This is a genomic window from Thalassospira xianhensis MCCC 1A02616 (genome assembly GCF_003326475.1).
Lineage (GTDB): Bacteria > Pseudomonadota > Alphaproteobacteria > Rhodospirillales > Thalassospiraceae > Thalassospira > Thalassospira xianhensis.
In genome coordinates this window covers 31,426-49,922 of the sequence record NZ_JPWA01000009.1, presented here as the reverse complement: position 1 = coordinate 49,922, position 18,497 = coordinate 31,426, and the positions used below count along the sequence as shown (strand labels likewise).

General features: G+C 54.5%; 16 protein-coding genes. 9 read left to right on the top strand and 7 right to left on the bottom strand.

Going from position 1 to position 18,497, the window contains the following annotated elements; translation table 11 throughout:
• Positions 1–364: 364 nt before the first annotated feature.
• From TH5_RS09380 to TH5_RS09365, 4 genes are all read left to right on the top strand, one after another.
• Positions 365–1,825 carry a DNA recombination protein RmuC gene (locus TH5_RS09380; protein ID WP_114121645.1) on the top strand — a complete coding sequence of 487 codons (1,461 nt, stop codon included), beginning with the start codon at positions 365–367 and terminating at the stop codon, positions 1,823–1,825.
• Between the two features lie 117 nt (positions 1,826–1,942).
• Entirely contained in the window at positions 1,943–2,461 is a 519-nt protein-coding gene (def, locus tag TH5_RS09375; RefSeq protein ID WP_037989353.1) for a peptide deformylase, read from the top strand.
• A gap of 160 nt (positions 2,462–2,621) precedes the next feature.
• The gene (gene fmt, locus TH5_RS09370; protein ID WP_114121644.1) at positions 2,622–3,551 is read left to right on the top strand and encodes a methionyl-tRNA formyltransferase; all 930 of its coding nucleotides are present in this window, start codon (positions 2,622–2,624) and stop codon (positions 3,549–3,551) included.
• 4 nt (positions 3,552–3,555) lie between these two features.
• Positions 3,556–4,071: a GNAT family N-acetyltransferase gene (locus TH5_RS09365; protein WP_114121643.1), complete on the top strand. Its 516-nt coding sequence runs from the start codon at positions 3,556–3,558 to the stop codon at positions 4,069–4,071.
• Positions 4,072–4,083: 12 nt separating this feature from the next.
• On the opposite strand, the gene TH5_RS09360 is transcribed toward TH5_RS09365, so the two are convergent.
• Positions 4,084–5,073 carry a LysR family transcriptional regulator gene (locus TH5_RS09360; RefSeq protein ID WP_007088278.1) on the bottom strand — a complete coding sequence of 330 codons (990 nt, stop codon included), beginning with the start codon at positions 5,071–5,073 and terminating at the stop codon, positions 4,084–4,086.
• Between the two features lie 142 nt (positions 5,074–5,215).
• On the opposite strand from TH5_RS09360, the gene TH5_RS09355 reads away from it, so the two are divergent.
• Entirely contained in the window at positions 5,216–5,398 is a 183-nt protein-coding gene (locus TH5_RS09355; protein WP_114121642.1) for a hypothetical protein, read from the top strand.
• A 186-nt stretch (positions 5,399–5,584) separates the two neighbouring features.
• Here TH5_RS09355 and TH5_RS09350 read toward each other — a convergent pair whose 3' ends face one another.
• The 6 genes from TH5_RS09350 to TH5_RS09320 form a co-directional block, all read right to left on the bottom strand.
• Positions 5,585–6,859, bottom strand: a complete 1,275-nt coding sequence (locus TH5_RS09350; protein ID WP_114121641.1) for an MFS transporter — start codon at positions 6,857–6,859, stop codon at positions 5,585–5,587.
• Positions 6,860–7,033: 174 nt separating this feature from the next.
• Positions 7,034–9,049 carry a TRAP transporter permease gene (locus tag TH5_RS09345; RefSeq protein ID WP_114121640.1) on the bottom strand — a complete coding sequence of 672 codons (2,016 nt, stop codon included), beginning with the start codon at positions 9,047–9,049 and terminating at the stop codon, positions 7,034–7,036.
• 12 nt (positions 9,050–9,061) lie between these two features.
• Complete coding sequence (locus TH5_RS09340; protein ID WP_114121639.1) at positions 9,062–9,568, bottom strand: DUF1850 domain-containing protein; 507 nt, start codon at positions 9,566–9,568, stop codon at positions 9,062–9,064.
• Positions 9,565–10,530, bottom strand: coding sequence for a TAXI family TRAP transporter solute-binding subunit (locus TH5_RS09335; RefSeq protein WP_062949678.1), 966 nt, complete (start codon positions 10,528–10,530; stop codon positions 9,565–9,567). The genes TH5_RS09340 and TH5_RS09335 overlap by 4 nt, the downstream gene beginning before the upstream one ends.
• A gap of 536 nt (positions 10,531–11,066) precedes the next feature.
• Positions 11,067–12,476 (bottom strand): sigma-54-dependent transcriptional regulator, encoded by a 1,410-nt coding sequence (locus TH5_RS09325; protein ID WP_114121637.1) that lies wholly within the window; start codon positions 12,474–12,476, stop codon positions 11,067–11,069.
• Positions 12,476–14,263 carry a sensor histidine kinase gene (locus tag TH5_RS09320; protein WP_114121636.1) on the bottom strand — a complete coding sequence of 596 codons (1,788 nt, stop codon included), beginning with the start codon at positions 14,261–14,263 and terminating at the stop codon, positions 12,476–12,478. The genes TH5_RS09325 and TH5_RS09320 overlap by 1 nt, the downstream gene beginning before the upstream one ends.
• A 321-nt stretch (positions 14,264–14,584) precedes the next feature.
• Here TH5_RS09320 and TH5_RS09315 point away from each other — a divergent pair, with 321 nt between their 5' ends.
• The 4 genes from TH5_RS09315 to rapZ are packed head-to-tail and all read left to right on the top strand — an operon-like array spanning position 14,585 to position 18,484.
• Positions 14,585–15,301 carry a response regulator transcription factor gene (locus tag TH5_RS09315; protein WP_082824671.1) on the top strand — a complete coding sequence of 239 codons (717 nt, stop codon included), beginning with the start codon at positions 14,585–14,587 and terminating at the stop codon, positions 15,299–15,301.
• A gap of 60 nt (positions 15,302–15,361) precedes the next feature.
• Positions 15,362–17,020, top strand: a complete 1,659-nt coding sequence (locus TH5_RS09310) for a stimulus-sensing domain-containing protein (RefSeq protein WP_062949672.1) — start codon at positions 15,362–15,364, stop codon at positions 17,018–17,020.
• 40 nt (positions 17,021–17,060) lie between these two features.
• Positions 17,061–17,555 carry an HPr kinase/phosphorylase gene (locus tag TH5_RS09305; protein WP_114121635.1) on the top strand — a complete coding sequence of 165 codons (495 nt, stop codon included), beginning with the start codon at positions 17,061–17,063 and terminating at the stop codon, positions 17,553–17,555.
• On the top strand, positions 17,552–18,484 hold the full coding sequence (gene rapZ / locus TH5_RS09300; protein WP_114121634.1) for an RNase adapter RapZ: 933 nt from the start codon (positions 17,552–17,554) through the stop codon (positions 18,482–18,484). Before TH5_RS09305 ends, rapZ begins: the two co-directional genes overlap by 4 nt.
• Positions 18,485–18,497 lie beyond the last annotated feature (13 nt).

The following is an 18,497-nucleotide window of genomic DNA, read 5'->3' as shown; positions in this document are numbered from 1 at the left end:
ATGGCGTAAATCGGTTCCTGTCGCTTGCGCCCTATGCTAGTGCGCTGATGGATTTCAGGGAATACAACTTAAGACGGGGGGCAAAATGCACCGCAATTACCGCGATACAATCCTGATTTCCCTGTCTTGCGAGCGGTTTGATTATGGGATCACAGCCAAACCGTTCCGGTCGTCCTGTCTGGATGCCGAAAAAAGTGCACACCCTGAAATAGGTGATTGAAACATAGTGATATTATTGTGATCCCGCCAGTCACGATCTGGCGATTTGCCACGTTTCACACCGATACATCAATGCGGTTGCGTTCTGGATTTAATGGAACAAAACAGATACAAAGAAATCAGGTTATAACCAAACGGTGGGAATATGGATCCGATCTCTCTTGCAGCGGGCGCAATTGCGGCATTTGTCGTTGCACTGGTTTTCAGTGTGCTGATGGTCAAACGCACCAAAGAAGCCGCGATGGCCGAGGTAGAGTCGCGAACCGCCCTGCTGGCGGCGCAACTTGATCAGGCTGATGAAGCCCGTCGCGAACTGGTATCCGAACTGGCGACGACGCGTAACCGGCTTTCCGAAGAAGCCGAAAAACGCGCCATTGCCGAAACCAGACTGGAAAAGGAACGCGAAGCCACCACCGAAAAGCTCGCAATGCTTGATGATGCGCGGACCAAACTGCTTGATAGCTTCAAGGCATTGTCGTCTGACGCGCTTAAAGTCAACAATGACGAGTTCATGAAGCTGGCGCGTGAGAATTTCTCGCGGATGCAGGAAGGGGCCAAAGGCGATCTGGAAAAACGCCAGCAGGCGATCGACGGGCTCGTCAAACCGATCCAGGAACGCTTGCAGGCGTTTGATACCAAGGTCAACGAATTGGAAAACTCGCGTAAGGAAGCTTACGGCGAATTGCGCAATCAGGTTGGCCAACTGGTGGAATCACAAACCCGCCTTTCCAAGGAAACCCAGACGCTTAGCTCGGCCCTGCGGTCTAGTTCGTCGGTATCAGGCAAATGGGGTGAATTGCAGTTGCGCCGGATCGTTGAACTGGCCGGGATGCTCAAACATTGCGATTTCGAAGAACAGGTACATTTCAATACCGATGAAGGTGCGCAGAAGCCCGATATGGTCATTCATCTGCCGGGCGGCAAAAACATCGTTGTCGACGCCAAGGCCCCGACATCGGCCTATCTTGAGGCGATTGAGGAAAAGCACGACGATATCCGCCGCGAGGCCCTGATGGGCACCTATGTCACCAATGTGCGCAAGGTGATTTCGGACCTTTCGAAGAAATCCTATTGGAAATCAGTCGATTCTCCGGAATTTGTTGTTCTGTTCCTGCCCGGCGAAAGCTTCTTCTCGGCAGCACTTGAACGCGATCCCCGTCTGATCGAAGACAGCTTCCGCGACGGCGTTATTCTGGCAACGCCGACCACTTTGCTCGGGCTTCTGAAGGCCGTGGCTTATGGCTGGCGTCAGGAAGCTCTTGCCGAAAATGCCCGCGATATCAGCGAGATCGGTCAGCAGCTTTTTGATCGTCTGGGGACCCTTGCCAAAAACTTTGCCTCTATGGGCAAGTCGCTTGAAAGCACGGTCAAAAACTACAACAAAACCCTTGGCACGCTTGAAGGGACGGTACTGGTTTCCGCCCGCAAGCTTAAGGAAAAGCATATCGTGGCCGATGATCGCGCCATCGAAGAACCGCTTCATGCGGAAACCCATGTCCGTGAAATTACCAAGACCGAATTGCTTGGCGCGCCTTCCGATGTTTTGGCGGCCCAAACCGATGATGATGACGATGAAACGCCCCACACCGGTACCGATCATGGGTGAGTTGCATGTTAGTGAAGGGCTGTTTGCTTGACTAACGTGCGACGAAACCTTATCTCGGAGCGCTGATTTCGCTATAATGCGATGAACGCATAGATTTCCAGACCGGACAAAAGACACATGGCCCTGCGCGACATTCTCATTGTTCCCGATCCCCGCCTGAAGCAGGAATGCGAAGAGGTGGCCGAGGTGAATGACGAAATCCGTGAATTGCTCGATGACATGCTTGAAACCATGTATGCGGCACCGGGTATCGGACTTGCCGCGCCCCAGATCGGCGTGATGAAGCGCGTGGTTGTCATGGACGTTTCCGATGACAAGGAAAAGCCCCAGCCGCTGAAACTCGTGAATCCGGAAATCATCTGGGAATCCGAGGATACATCGGTTTATCAGGAAGGCTGCCTGTCGATCCCGGAACAATATGCCGATGTTGAACGCCCGGCCGAAGTTGGCCTGCGCTATCTGGATGAAAACGGCAAGGAGCATGAAATTGAGGCCGATGGCCTTCTCGCAACCTGCATCCAGCATGAACTTGATCACCTTGATGGCATCCTGTTCACGGATTATCTGAGTGCGCTTAAGCGCAACATGATCCTGAAAAAGGTGCAGAAGTTGCAAAAGACGAAAAAGTCTGCCTGATCAGCAACGTATCACAGAATTCAGGGGCCGGATTTACCGGCCCTTTTATTTTGGGATTCTGATAACCGGACGTCTGGCTTTGCAGGCTTGGCTTGTCATTTAGCCAAGATAACGCCAAATTGCCGCCAACCACCTGATTGATGACGATAGGACGTGACCGATGACCAAGCTGCGCATTGCCTTTATGGGAACTCCGGATTTTGCCCTTGTGGCGTTAAAGCAACTGGTCGCAGCCGGTCATGATGTTGTCTGCGTCTATTCCCAGCCGCCCCGTCCTGCCGGTCGCGGGCAAAAGGAAACGCCGACCCCGGTTCATGCATGGGCGCAAGAACAGGGGATCGAGGTCCGCACACCTGTTTCCCTGAAATCAGATGAGCAGAAACAGGCCTTTGCTGACCTTGATCTCGATGTTGCGGTGGTCGCGGCTTATGGCCTGATCCTGCCAAAGGCTATTCTCGATGCGCCGAAATATGGCTGCCTGAACATTCATGCGTCCCTTCTGCCACGCTGGCGCGGTGCGGCCCCAATCCAGCGCGCCATACTGGCGGGGGATGACAAGACCGGTGTGACCATTATGCAGATGGATGTCGGGCTTGATACCGGTGACATGCTGTTGGTCGGTGATATTCCGATCACGTCCGAAACTTATGCCAATGCCCTGCATGATGATCTTGCCGATCTGGGCGGCAAACTGATTGTCGAGGCGCTTGAAAAGCTTCCGCTTGGCGGATTACGGGCAACCAAACAGCCTGAAGACGGCGTGACCTATGCTGCCAAGCTTGAAAAATCCGAGGCAAAGCTTGATTTTACCGATGATGCTGCGGCACTTGAACGCAAGATCCGTGCATTTACCCCATGGCCGGGTGCCTATTTCGAATTTGGCAAGGAACGTATCAAGGTGCAGGCTGCCATCGTTACCGATCAATCCGGTCCGGCAGGCACCATCCTTGACGATAATCTGACGATTGCGTGCGGCAACGGTGCGCTACGTCCGACCCGCATTCAACGGCCGGGCAAGGCAGTTATGGATACCGATGCGGTTTTGCGCGGCTATGACAAGCTTGCCAAGGGCGTGGTTTTGCAGGGCTAAGTCGATGGAAATGGTATTCGACATTCGCAAAGCCACCAACCGGGACGGCGACCAGGTTGCAACCCTGATTGCGGAGGTCTTTGCTGATTATCCCGGTTGCATCTTTGATCGAGCGGGCGAGTTTCCCGAACTTGATGCCATCGCTGATGATTTTAGTGCTGATCATGGCTGCATCTGGGTGGTTGAAGGGCATGGGCGTGTCCTGGGATGCCTCGGCATCAAATTCGATCCGGCGCAAAAGCAGGCGGAATTGCACAAGGTCTATCTGGATCGTGCCACCCGCGGGCAGGGCGTTGCACAACGCATGCTGACAAAGGCGCTTGATTGGCTGGCACAAACCCATCCCGATTGCGCCGATCTTGTCCTTTGGACCGACACACGGTTCGAAGCCGGGCATCGCTTTTATGAAAAATGCGGGTTCACCCGAACCGGCGAAACCCGCATTCTTGATGATCTTAGTGCCTCGTCGGAATACCGGTTCAAAGCTCGACCGAACGATGTTCTGCTTCGGATCACCTGACCGTTTGCGAACTCAGCTTTGCTGTCCGGTTACCGGGGCTGCAATGGCCTTGGTTTCGGCAACGGCTTCGGGTTTGCGGACCGAACGCGCATCGCGCAGGCCGAGCTCCCATGGCGGGATGGGGGTGAATTTTTCGGCCAGGAAGTCCACAAAGGCACGGACCTTTGGTGACAGGTGACGTTTGTGCGGATACACCGCCGAAATCCATGCCAGATCGTGAACATATTCCGTCAGAACCGGCGTCAGGCGACCTGCCCGGATATCTTCATGCACGAGGTACTCTGCCAGTCTCGCCATGCCAAGGCCCGCGACCACCGCTTCGTGCAATGCGTCGCCGTCATTGGCGGAAAAACTGCCCTGTGCACGGAATGAAACATGGCCCTCGGGGGTGTCGAAATGCCAGTCGTTAAAGCTTTCGCGTGATGACAGATGCAGACAGTCGTGGTTTTCAAGTTCCTGTGGCTTGCGCGGAATACCGTTCTTTTCCAGATATTCCGGCGATGCGACGATCATGCGGCGGTTGACCGCATATTTGCGCGCGATCAGGGATGAATCTTCAAGGGCTGACAGGCGAATCGCCAGATCGTAACCATCGTTGACCAGATCGGTGAATTTATCATCCAGCGTCAATTCAATCCTTACATCGGGATAACGCGCCAGAAATTCCGGAATCAGCGGCACGACCTGATACTTGGTAAACGCCACTGAAGCATTGATGCGAAGCGTTCCGCGCGGGGCGGCATAAAGCTGGGTTACGACTTCTTCGGCTTCCTCGATCTCGTTTAGGATCGTGCGGGCACGCTCGTAAAAGGCACGGCCTTCCTCGGTAAGGCTAAGCTGGCGGGTGGTGCGCATCAAAAGACGCGCGCCAAGCCTGTCTTCAAGGCGAGAAATGTATTTTGAAACCGCCGAAGGTGACAGACGCATGGTCCGTGCAGCAGCTGAAAAGCTGCCTTCTTCAACGGCATGGACAAAGATTTCCATTTCTGCGGCGCGATCCATCGGCATGTTTCCTATTTATGACGCATATTCACAAGTAATGTGCATATTGAGGTAATTCTCCTCTGCCGTAAAGGAAATTAGATTGGGTTCATCAAACGCGACACGTTGTCGCAATGAACCAAATTCTTAAAGGAGGTCTGCCATGACCACTTATGCTGACATCACCAAGCTGAACATCAAAACCAGCGAGATTGAAGCTGGCGTGCGCAAAGGCCAACAGCTTCGCGCTGAATATATCGGCAGCCTGTTCCGCAGCCTGTTCAAAGGCGCTGACAAGTCCGCCGACATCAAGCATCCGGCTGGCACCGTTGGCGGTGCTGCCTAATTGACGACCTCGCGGTCGAGCGACGTTTGATCTTCCTCCCCAAACGACGCTCCCGCGATGGACTACCGCGTTTTTTCTAGCGTCTTCCTCCCTAGACGACGCTGTTTTCCCGACTGGCCCGGGCTCTTTTGAGCTCCGGGCCATTTTTTTTGTCTTATCATCGACCGGCATTGAAATCTCGCCGCCTTATTCTCCGGTTTGGCGGGCGACGCCGGGCGGGATATAAAAACCCGGCCGTTCCGACATCCATGACAGCACCGAAACAACCGCCATTGCGGCGATGGTGATCCAAAGCGTCGTGCCGATATCAATGTCGGCAGCAAACATCCAGCCATAGATCGCTGGTCCAATCGCCGATGCCAGAACCATGACCGCGGTCAATGTGCTTCGGACCGCGCCGATTTCACTAAGTGGCACCAGTTCCGGGATGATTGCCGTGCGCAATGTTGTGGCAAAGCCGGTGGTGACGCCCAGCATCCCCATATAAACCGGGATCATGACCGGTGTTTCAGTGATCGCCAGAAGCGAAACTGCCCCGATGGCCGGGATCAGGTGATAGGGGAACAGCTTTCGTGCAGTATGGCTGTCAATCAGCGGACCGCTACCAAACGCCCCGATCACGGATGTAATGGCAAAAACCGTAAAACCGGCGGCAAACCAGGCAAGGTCGATATCTTTGCTGGCTGAAATAGACCCCTGGTGGAAAAACAGGGCGGTCATCACCAGTGGCGGGGCGGCCAGCATCGGCATGCAGAACCATATATAGCGAGACCGGAACAGGCGCGGGTGGCTGCTTGCAGTTGATGAGTCCTGATCGATGTCGGGATTTGAACTGGTGGTCTTGCTGTTGTTTTCCGTTTTGCCCGGTGCTTCGCGGAATTTCGCGTTATCGCGGATCAGCAGAATCGCGATTGGCATCAGGATAACGACGATAAAAATACCGGCCCCGGCATAGGTCGCCCGCCAGCCAAACCCGGCAATCAGTGCCAACAGGGTTACGGGCATGATTGCCTCTGCCAACGGAAAGCCGAAGCTTGCAATGGCGAGGGCACGACCCCGGCTGCGATCAAAATAGCGCGCAATGCCAGTCATACTGACATGGCTCATCAATCCTTGTCCGGCCAGACGAAGAATGAACAGGGCCGCGATCAGCATCCAGACCGATTGAGCCGAGGCAATCACAAGGCAGCCGATGGTCAGCAACACCATTGTTGCCAGACTGTATCGCAGCATATCGATGCGGTCGATCAATCGCCCGATGAAAGGCAGGCACAACGCACTTGCGATGGTGATCCCGGCATAGATATTGGCAAACTCGGTTTCATTTATCGAAAGGCTGGCACCAATGAACGGAACAAAAAGGGCAACCAGAAAAGTCTGGCCGAAGGACGAACCGAAACTATGCAGCGCCCCGAATGCCAGCGGGCGGGGTGCCTGACGCAAAAGACTAAGGAATTGCATGGGGTTCAATCAATAGTATGAGGAATTATTTTCCGCCGATCTTATCGATTGAGGGTAATTGCGTCTACTGCCCGAATGCATAGGTATTATGTGCGTGCATAAAGTGCAAAAGCCCCCGCAAGGCAAATATTCTTGCGGGGGCTTTTGGATCAAGTATGCCGTTTTAATGGAAGTTCAGGCGGCTATTTTGGCCGCCGGACCATCCGAATGACGGCCTTTCCACCAGTTCAGGCCCAGTATCGCCAGAATGACGACTGTCCCTGCGATCTCTGCCCGAAGGTCCGGATAGAAGATGCCAATGGTCGCCGGAACAATCAGAATGCGCGATACCAGATCGATCTTTGCAAACATGAACCCTTCGAGGGCTGCGGCAAAGGCAGCTAGCGACAGGATCGCGGTAAAGCCAGTCCAGAGCACAAGCGGCAGCGGGCCACCAGTGATGATTTCCGGATTGAACACCATGAAGGCCGGGATCAGATAGAGGCCCTTGGCAAATTTCCAGGCCTGCATACTGGTTTCCAATGGACTGGCCCCGGCTATCGCGGCCCCGGCAAAGCCGGCAAGGGCAATGGGCGGGGTCACGTTACTGTCCTGGGAATACCAGAACACCACCAGATGCGCGATCAGCAGCGGGATGCCGAACTCGTTGGACAGGGCCGGACCGACCAGAACGATCAGAACGATATAGGATGCCGTCACCGGCAGGCCCATACCAAGGATCAGACTGGCGAGCAGCACCAGAACCAGTGCAAGAACGATATTGCCACCCGAAAACGCGATCATCATCGACGAGAATTTCAGGCCAAGACCCGTAAGGCCAACAACGCCAACGATAATCCCGGCAACGGCACAGGCCATACTGACGGCAACCGCGTTCTTTGCGCCGAGTTCAAGGGCAGCGATTGTAATCCTGACGCCATTGGCAAGTGCAGCCTTGAGGCGGTCATGGCTGGCCTTTTCACCGTTCTGTGGCGCGACGTAGAAGAACCAGATCGCGTAGCGCAGGGCGGCAACCGCAAGGACCGAAATAATCGCCCAGAAACCGACGCGCATCGGAGAAATATTCAGCACCAGAAGGTAAATCAGAACGCCAAGCGGCAGGATGAATTGCCAGCCTTCTTTAAGTACCTGCTTCCAGTCCGGCAGTTCTGAGACCGGCATGCCACGCATACCGTTCTTCAGCGCGACGATATGCACAAACAGATAAACCGTGCCGAGATACAGGATCGCCGGGAAGATCGAAATCATGACGATTTCGAGATACGGCACCTGAGTATATTCGGAAATCAGGAAGGCACCCGCCCCCATGAGCGGCGGGGTGATCTGCCCGCCGGTCGAGGCTGCGGCTTCGATCCCACCGGCCTGGGCGGGGCGATAGCCAAGGCGCTTCATCAGCGGAATGGTAAAGGCGCCTGTCGTGACAACGTTGGCAATGGCCGAACCGCTGATTGAACCCATTCCGGCCGAGGCCAGAACAGCGGCCTTTGCCGGACCACCAGCCTTTCTGCCCGTCGCGGCATAGGCCATGTCGATAAAGAATTTACCGGCACCGGTCACTTCAAGGAACGCACCAAACAGCACGAACATGAAGATATAGGTTGCTGCAACCCCCATCGGCAGGCCGTAAATACCCTCCTGACCAAGGTAAAGCTGACCGACAAGGCGGTCTACATCAGCGCCCCGGTGGCTAAGAATACCGGGTAGCCATTCGCCAAGCCATGGCAGCGAACCGCGTGGGCCCGAGAGCGCATAGATGATGGCGACGATGCCAATTACTGTCATGCCAAGGCCAACAGCACGGCGGCTGGCTTCGAGGACGGTAACGGTTGCGATGATGCCGACGATCAGATCGGTACTGGTCCAGAAGCCGGCACGGTTGAAAATCTCGTCCAGATAGAAGGACAGATAGAAACCGGTAACGAACGCACCGACCAGAAATGCCAGATCGATGACCCAACCAAGGACGCCCCGTTTACGGTTCGATCCGAACGCCGGAAACATCAGAAAAGCCAGAAACATCACAAAGGCCAGATGAATCGAGCGCTGATAAAACAGGCCAAGCGGTTCGATACCCGCGCCATACATCTGGAACAGTGAAAGCGCAACCGCGACCACGGTGATCAGCCCCAGAACAATTTTGGGCTGGGCAACTGTGTCCTGCATGGACGGAAGAGGTGCCGGTTCAGTCATCAATTAAAATCCTTAATCCCCGGTATCAAGCCGTATGGTGACACGGCTATGTTCGGCCATTTTCGATAGATTGATCTCGTCATTTTCGGTGACGATGCGATGATTTACCGCGAGGCTGCCGACCCGAAGGACATAGGCATTTCCCGGCACGGCTTCATCAATGTCTTCAATCCAATAACCACCATTTTCCGCGCTGGTCAGTTTGCCGCGTCCCGGATAATGGCCCAGTCCTGCAGCAAAATCGGGCTGATAGGCGCGGTGCAGGACCATCTTGCCGTGATCGTCGACATAGCAATCGATCACACCATCGCCGGTGACTGAATGGTTCCAGTAAAGACACCACCCCCCCTGACGCGGGATGCCGGTTTCAGCCAGAATGCGACCATCCGCCCCGATAATTTCAAGGCGATCGGTTTTGTCGGTTTCTTCTTTGGCGGCGCCACCGGCATGACCGGAGGGTGCCAACGCAAGGAGGAAAAGGGCGGCCAGAAACGGCCGCCCCCACATGGCAGAGATCATGGACGCAGGTGATCCAGGAACGGTGCACCAGCTTCTTCGTAATAACGAATTGCTCCCGGATGCATCACGATCGGTGTCGAGCCGACCGAGAAATCAACCGTGGTGTCATTTGCAGCCGGGTGAATGGCGATCAGTTCGTCAACCTTGTCAAACAGGGTCTTGGTGATCTGATAAGCCAGTTCCTCGTCCATGTCGGCATTGACGACCAGAACGTTCGGGGTGGAGATCGTCAGAACCGGTGCCTCGACACCTTCGTAGATGCCTTTACGCAGCGAGTAAGGTGCAAAGGTCGGCTCCGCATCGATGGCAGCAGCAACCTCTTCCTCGGTCAGAGCGACCAGTTTGATGTCACGCGTGGTTGCGAGGTTGAGGATCGAGCTGGTGGGCGGGCCGACGCTCCAGAAGCCTGCGTCAATGTCGCCGTCGCGGATTGCATCGGCGGTTTCGTTGAAGTTCAGGCGCTGTTCTTCGATGTCGTCATAGGTGATGCCGTTGGCTTCGAGCAGAACTTTTGCCGAAACTTCGGTTCCCGAACCCGGTGCCCCAACAGAAACGCGTTTGCCTTTCAGATCGGCAAGGCTGGTGATACCACTGTCAGCAAGGGTCACGAGCTGGACTGCGTTCGGATAGATCGACGCAATTGCGCGGATATTGTCGAGTTTGCGGTCTTCGAATTTGCCGGTGCCGTGATAAGCGGCATAAACGGTGTCAGCCAGACCGATGGCAAGGTCGCTGTCGCCACGTGCGATCAGGCCCATGTTTTCGACCGACGCGCCGGTAACTTCGGCAACGGCGTCATAGCCATCAATATATTTACCGATCAGTTCGGCAAGACCACCACCATACGGATAATAAACACCACCGGTACCGCCGGTCGCGATGGAAAGCTGTGTCTGGGCGAATGCCGGGGCACCGAACATCATCAGTGCTGCCGCTGCAGAAAGCAGATTCCGCAATTTCATACTTAGTCCTCCCTAGGATCAATGTTCACTGCATTGATAACAACAGAAACGGTCAATAATCGAATATTGGCAGTTATCTTTTGGTATCTCCTCAGTTGTTGGTCGTCTTACTTCTCTAACGAATATCGTGTCGGGGATGAAAATCTTGTCCGATCAGGTTGCAAAATACGGCACGCGCAAACACCTCGTGAAACAGCTTCACAAGGCAGATGTCAGAACCCTGACAGCGCACGATGCTGGTATGATGCGATTGACCCGGATTTGGGCCGATCAAATGTCATGCGATGAAAGCATGCCTTCCCGGACATTGGTTATTCTCCCTGGCGAAATATTTTTATTGTTTTGCCCTTCTGACTAGCAATTGTTGTGCCAACCCAAAGATGATTTTTTATCTTTATATATCAGGCAGATAAAAATATATGCCCGATAGTTTCGGCGGATTGTTGCCGATGGATGGTTTTCATATCGGCGAAATCTTGCCGATTGACCCGATTTGCAGCCATCGTAACATTTTATGGCCGCATGATAAATTACTGCTATTCGATATCGTCGCGACGGATATTCAGCTTCTTCATTTTTTCATTCAAAGTCCGGCGCGGGATGTCGAGTTCATCCATGACCGTTTTGACATTGCCGTTATGGCGGATCAGGGCATCACGAATTATGTGCTGCTCGAAATGGCGGAGCTGATCGGCCAGCGATCCGGTTTTATCGGATGCAGCAGATGCATCCATCGCAGCATTATTGCCAAACAACCGTGCCCAGCGTTCTTCGGCCATGCCGGTCAAAAGCACATAGCGTTCCGCCAGATTTTTAAGTTCGCGCACATTGCCGGACCATTCACGCCCCAAAAGGCTGCCCCACAGACTTGCATGCGGTTTTTCATAGGGGCGATCAAAATTTTCAGCCGCGCGTTCGGCAAAGATATCGAAAAGTAACGGCAGGTCATCCTTACGCTGGCGGAGCGGTACGATTTCCAGTTCGAATGTGTTGATCCGAAACAGAAGGTCTTCCCGGAAACGCTTGTCGATAACGGCGGTGGGCAAATCTTCGTTAGTGGCACAGATCAGCCGGAAATTGACCTTTACCGGCGTGTTTGACCCAAGGCGCACGACTTCGCGCTGTTCGATGACACGCAGAAGCTTGGCCTGTAACGCCAGTGGCATGCTTGAAATTTCATCAAGAAACAGGGTGCCGTTATCGGCATGTTCGATCCAGCCGATCCGGCGGCTGGCAGCACCGGTGAAGGCTCCCTTTTCATGACCGAAAAGCTCGCTTTCGGCGGTACTTTCGGGAATTGCCGCGCAGTTAACGGCAACAAATCGCCGATCATTCCGGGCGCTGAGGTCATGAATGGCACGCGCGACCAGTTCCTTGCCGGTGCCGGTTTCTCCGGAAACCAGAACCGGGACTTCGGTCGGGGCGATATTGGCGATTTCGGCCTTGAGGGCACGCATCGACGGGCTGTTGCCGATCAGGCGGCTGTCAAGCGTGCCCTGCTGGGCGATTTGTGAACGGAGCGTTCGATTTTCGATGACAAGTTTGCGTTTTTCAATCGCGCGCTCGAGGCTTTCGAGAATATCGGTTGGTTCAAACGGCTTTTCGACGAAATCATATGCCCCGCTTTTCATCGCCTCGACGGCCATCGGAACATCGCCATGCCCGGTCATGAGGATCACCGGAATGTCGCGGTCGATCTCAAGAACCGATTTGGTAAAGGCAATGCCATCAAGCTTTGGCATTTTAACATCTGTCAGGATCACGCCGGCGAAATCGGGTGTGATATGTTCAAGTGCCGAAATCGCATCGGCATGAACGCTGATGGTGTAGCCGGACAGATCAAGCCATTGGGACAGGGAAAGGCGCAGGGCTTCTTCGTCATCGACGATAATTACCTGTGCCGTTTGCGGATTTGCATTGGCGGTATCGATTGTCGATTGCTGCATTACTTCTGCGTCCCCCGCATCAGTGGCAATTGTATTTCAAAGCAGGCTCCGCCGCCCGCACGGTTATAGGCACGGATGCTGCCGCCAAAGTCACGAACAATCCCGTAAGTCACCGAAAGCCCGAGCCCTACCCCTTGCCCCGGATCCTTGGTGGTGAAGAACGGGTCGAACAGCAAACCAAGGGTTTCCTCGCCAATGCCCGGACCGGTATCGGATATGCGAATGGTGGCCTGATCGCGTGTTCCTGACAGGTCGATGATGATCCGTTTTTTTGCCTTTGGATCCTTGTCATCGATGCTGGCCATCGCATCAAGCGCGTTGCGGATGATATTGACAAAAACCTGTTCGATCCGCACCAGATCGGCATGGACGATCAGATCGCCAGCAAAATCGGACTGTTCAAGCACGCAGCCTTCGTTATGCAACTGCGATGACAGCAGCTGTATCACATTATCAAGGGCGGCCCGGATATTGACAGGTTCAAGCACGCCGGTCGATTTGCGCGAGAAGGTTTTAAGTTGTCCAGTGATTGATCCCATGCGCTCGGTCAGGGCGGAAATCTGTTCGATATTGGGGCCGAGATTTTCGGATTTTCCGCGTTCAAGCATCAGTTTGGCGCTGGCGCAGAAGGTTCTGATCGCGGCAATTGGTTGATTGATTTCATGGGCAATTGCTGCCGACATCTGACCCAATGCCGCCAGTTTTCCGGCCTGAACCAGCTCGTCCTGTGTGCCGCGCAACTCGGCCTCTGTCTTGCGGCGTTCGGTTATTTCCTGTTCCAGGCGGGTGTTAAGTGCCTGAATGCGGGCAAATTCCATGGATTTGCGTTGTGACGCCAGTTTCAATTCACGTTCGCGCAAGAACAGAACAATCAGAATGATCAAACCCGATCCGATCAGGGTGATCAGCATGACACTGGTGCGCCGTTCGGACACATAATCCATCGGGGTCAGGTAAAACAGGTTCCATTCGCTGCCACTGATCGGTTTGACCTCAAACAGGAAACGTTCATTGCCGATTTCAAGCAAACCATCCTCGCCAGATGGATTTTCATCCATATTCAGGGGTAAAAGTTCCTGTCCGGAATATTGTCGATTGCGCAGAATCCGCTCGCGCTCCTGATCGGTTAGCGGGCGAATGGTCCGATATTTCCAGTCCCCGCGACTGGTCAGCATGATGACGCCGTCAGCGTCCGAGACGAAAACGGTTTCACCCCCGTCCTGCCAGTTCCGCTCTAGTTCATCGAGTTCAAGTTTGACTGCGACCACGCCGACAATTTCACCGGATTTTGCAATCGGGTGGGAAATAAACAGGCCGGATCGCCCGGTGGTAACGCCGATCCCATAGAAAAAGCCTTCCTGCCCTGCGAAGGCTTCGGTGAAATAGGGGCGGAAACTGTAATTCTGGCCAACAAAACTGTCCGGGGTGTTCCAGTTGCTTGCCGCAACCGTGTTGCCGGACCTGTCGATGACATAAAGCGCAGCAGCGCCCGAGCGCTGATTGACCTTTTGCAGATACTGGTTGGCTATATCCACAGTGCCATTGCCAGTAACGACATCGACGATTTCGTGATTGCGGGCCACGACATAAGGCAGATAGCGATACCGGTCGACAGCGGCGCGAAGTGTGCTTTCATAAAGTGCAAGACGGGCTTGGGCCGTTTGCTGCAACTGGCTGATGGCAAGGTTTCCGGTCGAATTAACGGCAAGCCAGACGACCAGACCGGCAATGACAATCCCCGCAAAACTCAGCGACGCGCGGCTATAGGTGCTTAACCAGTAGAACAATCCTGCCTCCCGCGCGTTAGAGTGTGGTTCGTTGACCCGCCAGACGTTTTGATTGCCCTGTCGGGTGACGGGACTCCGGCTTCCTGTTCGGGTGCACGATAGTTATGTGGCATCGGGACGGGGAGTCAATAAAGACGCATGGCAATACCGGTATTGAATGTCGCTTTCCCATAGGGTGGAGCAGCAGAAATCAGGTAGGGTCTTTGTATCGTACATGAACAAAGCCTCAAATATGCCTCAAGTGGTTATTTTTTCGCCACAATGGGATGTATTTTGTTACGCTTGTTTCAAATTTTAATCTGTCCAACTGACGAGGTTCAGGTGAGTAAGATCGCACTTGTTGATGACGACCGTAATATCCTGACATCGGTTTCGATGGCGCTTGAAGAAGAAGGCTATGAGGTCCAGACATATTCCGACGGGTCCGAGGCGCTGCATGCGTTGACCAAGGAAGAGCCCGATCTTGCCGTGCTCGATATCAAGATGCCGCGCATGGATGGCTTGGAGCTTCTGACGCATCTTCGCAAAAAGACCCAGATGCCGGTCATTTTCCTGACATCCAAGGATGACGAGGTCGACGAGCTGACCGGTCTGCGCCTTGGGGCAGATGACTATATTAAAAAACCGTTCTCGCAGCGTCTGCTGATCGAACGTATCCGTACCTTGCTGCGCCGTGCCGAAATCATGCGTGCAGGCGGTGTTCGCCCGAGCGGTTCGGAAGATGTCATTCAGCGCGGGGAACTGGTTCTTGATCCGTCGCGCCACATGTGCAGCTGGAAAGGCCAGCATGTGAACCTGACGGTCACGGAATTCCTTCTGATTCAGGCGCTGGCGAAACATCCGGGCCACGTGAAAAACCGTGATCAGCTGATTGATGCGGCATATGGCGAACATATTTATGTTGATGATCGCACCATCGACAGCCACATCAAGCGTCTGCGCAAGAAATTCCGCGAGACAGACAAGGAATTCAAGGAAATCGAAACCCTCTATGGTGTCGGTTACCGTTACCGCGATACGGCGACGGTTGCGGGTTGATAGCATAACACTCTTGTCGCAGTGCCGGGTCGATTGGCCCGGCCAGAATTGCGGGTCTGAATGAGCGATTTACCTGCCTCGGCTGAACAGCAATCCGTGCCGCAACACGAAATCCGTGTCGCACGGATAGAGGAACGTCACGGGCTTTTTTCCCCTTTAACCTGGCGCATTCTGGCCGTGAATGCGCTAGCTCTTTTTGTACTTGTTGCGGGTATTCTTTATCTTGGCCGTTACAAGCAGGAGCTGATCCATTCCGAACTTGAAGCCATGGCTGTGCAGGCGGAAATGTATGCGGCTGCATTGTCGACATCGGCTGTCGGACAGGGGGATGACGCCACCAACCGGGTGAAGCTTGAAGTCGCGCGTGAAATGGTGCGCCGGCTGGTCGGGATTACCGGTGCCAGGGCGCGGCTGTTTGGCGCGAATGGCCAGCTGATTGCGGATAGCCGGAATGTCCGGACATTTGGCACCGGCGCGGTTCAGGCCGAAGAGCTACCCGCGCCGGGCGAAGATGACAAGCTTGCGGAAATCATGCGCAAGCTGACCGAAGGCGTGCTTTCGATTTTCGAAGGCGAACAGCCGCTTCCGCTTTATGTTGATCCACCAGTTGCCAGTGCCAGTGATTATCCCGAAGTGCGCGCTGCCCTTGCCGGTTATTCGCGCGGGGTGGTCCGGGTCGATAGTCAGGGGCGCCGCGTTTTATCGGTTTCGGTGCCGGTGCAACGTTTCAAGCAGGTTCTGGCATCAATCATGCTGACGAAGAATGGCGATGCGATTGAAAACGCCCTGCATGCGGTGCGGCTTGATATCCTGAAAATCTTTGTTTTTGCATTTGGCATTACGGTCCTGCTGTCGATATATCTGGCCGGGGTGATTACACGGCCGCTTAACCGTTTGGCACGTGCGGCCGAACGGGTTCGGCGCAGCAAGAACCGTCAGTTCACCATTCCCGATCTTTCGGATCGTCGCGATGAAATTGGCGATCTTTCGACGACGCTTCGCGACATGACCGAAACGCTTTGGGATCGTATGGATGCGATTGAACGCTTTGCCGCCGATGTTGCCCATGAAATCAAGAACCCGCTGACGTCGCTTCGCAGTGCGGTTGAAACCGCGACCCGCCTGAAAGACCCCGAACGCCAGCGCCGTCTGATGGAAATCATTGCCGAAGACGTTCAGCGCCTTGATCGACTGATCAGTGATATTTCCGATTATTCGCGTATGGATGCCGAATTGTCGCGCGCCGAAACCGAAGAAGTTGATCTGCGCGTGCTGTTGCAAACCCTGTGTGAGCTTTATAACGCCGACGCAGATGGCCCGCCGGTCAAGGCATCGGTGCCTGAAAACCTCATTGTGCCGGCCCTTGAAAGTCGATTGGTCCAAGTGTTCCGCAACCTGATTTCGAATGCAATCACCTTTACCCCCGAAGGTGGGTCGGTGCGCGTGCGTGCATGGCGTGACAAGGATCAGGCGGTGGTAACGGTCGAAGATGATGGACCGGGTATTCCGCCCGGCAAGGAAGAAGCGATTTTCAATCGTTTTTATACCGAGCGTCCCTCGGGCGAAAAATTCGGCCAGCATTCCGGTTTGGGGCTCTCGATTTCCAAACGCATTGCCGCGGCGCACAACGGCGACCTGACGGCGACGAACCGAATCCTCAACGGCGAGGTCAAAGGGGCGATCTTTACGCTGCGCCTGCCGCTTGAAGAAGGCGCATGAGTCCCGCGATTTGCAGCAATTTCTATCCGTGAGGATAGATATGCATGTTTCATATTTGACAAGGCCGGATGACCCGCGCATCGTTTTGCCCGATATGACACAAATCCATGCAAACTGTGTCGCGCTTGGCCCCCATGCGATCCTGTTGCGCGGGCCATCTGGCAGCGGCAAATCCAACCTTGCACTGCGGCTTGTCCGGGCTGGCGGTCGGCTTGTTTCCGACGACAGAACCGATCTTGTGGCGCATGAGGGCAAACTGATTGCCAGCGCGCCGATACAGATTGCACGATTGTGCGAAGTGCGCGGGATTGGTATCGTCCGCGGGCTTGCCCATCAGGCGGCAGGCGATGTGCGGGTTCTGTTTGATCTGGTGGCTGATCCGGCCGGGGTCGAACGGATGCCTGAGCCCCGATCAGAAACGTTTTGTGGTATTTCGATTCCGTCCTGGAAAATCTGGCCATTCGATATGGCCGCCGGCGCCAAGATTGAAGTAGCCTTGGCCTTGGCAATAGGTGAGATGCAGCTCGAAACATGACCGATGCAGATGCAATAGGCCCGAAACAAACGGGTGATGGCACCGGCGACATTGCCCGGGATACCCGACTTGTGCTGGTGACCGGGGTTTCAGGTGCTGGTCGTACGACATCGCTGAAAATCTTTGAGGATTTCGGCTTTGATGCAGTGGATAACCTGCCGCTGCGGTTATTGCCCGCATTGCTGAGCGGGGGGACTGACCTTGATCAGCCCTTGGCGATTGGTCTTGATATCCGGACACGCGATTTTGGTGTCGACCAGTTTGTCGACATTGTCAGCGATTTGCGCAAGCAGCCCGGTGTTAATCCGATGGTGGTTTTTGTCGATGCGGAAACCGGCATTTTGCAGCGTCGCTTTACTGAAAGCAGACGTCCTCATCCCTTGACCCATGACCGGCCGCTTGTCGATGCGATTGAACATGAAAAACGCCTTATGGCGCCGATTGCGGCGACGGCGGACATGATTATCGATACCTCAAGGCTTAAATCGGCCGAGCTTCGCAAAATCCTTCAGGACCAGTTTGCCATTGGCGAGAAGGATGCGATGGCGGTCTTTGTCAAAAGCTTTTCGTTCCGCCAGGGCGTGCCCGGCGAAGCCGACCTTGTTTTTGACGTTCGTTTTCTGCGCAACCCGCATTATGATCCCGAACTTCGTTTGCTGACCGGGCTTGATGACCGGGTTGGTGCCTATATCGAGAAGGATCAGGATTTCACCGGTTTCATGGATCGGTTAAAAGGCCTGATCGGCCCGGTTCTGCCGCGTTATGCGCAGGAAGGGAAAAGCTATCTGACTATCGCGATCGGTTGTACGGGCGGCCAGCATCGTTCCGTTTATATCGCACGCATGCTAAACGACTGGATTGCCGGTCTGGGATATGATGTTCATCTCAGCCATCGTGACAAGCCAGATGAACCAAAACCGGGGGAGTGAATTGATGGAGAAA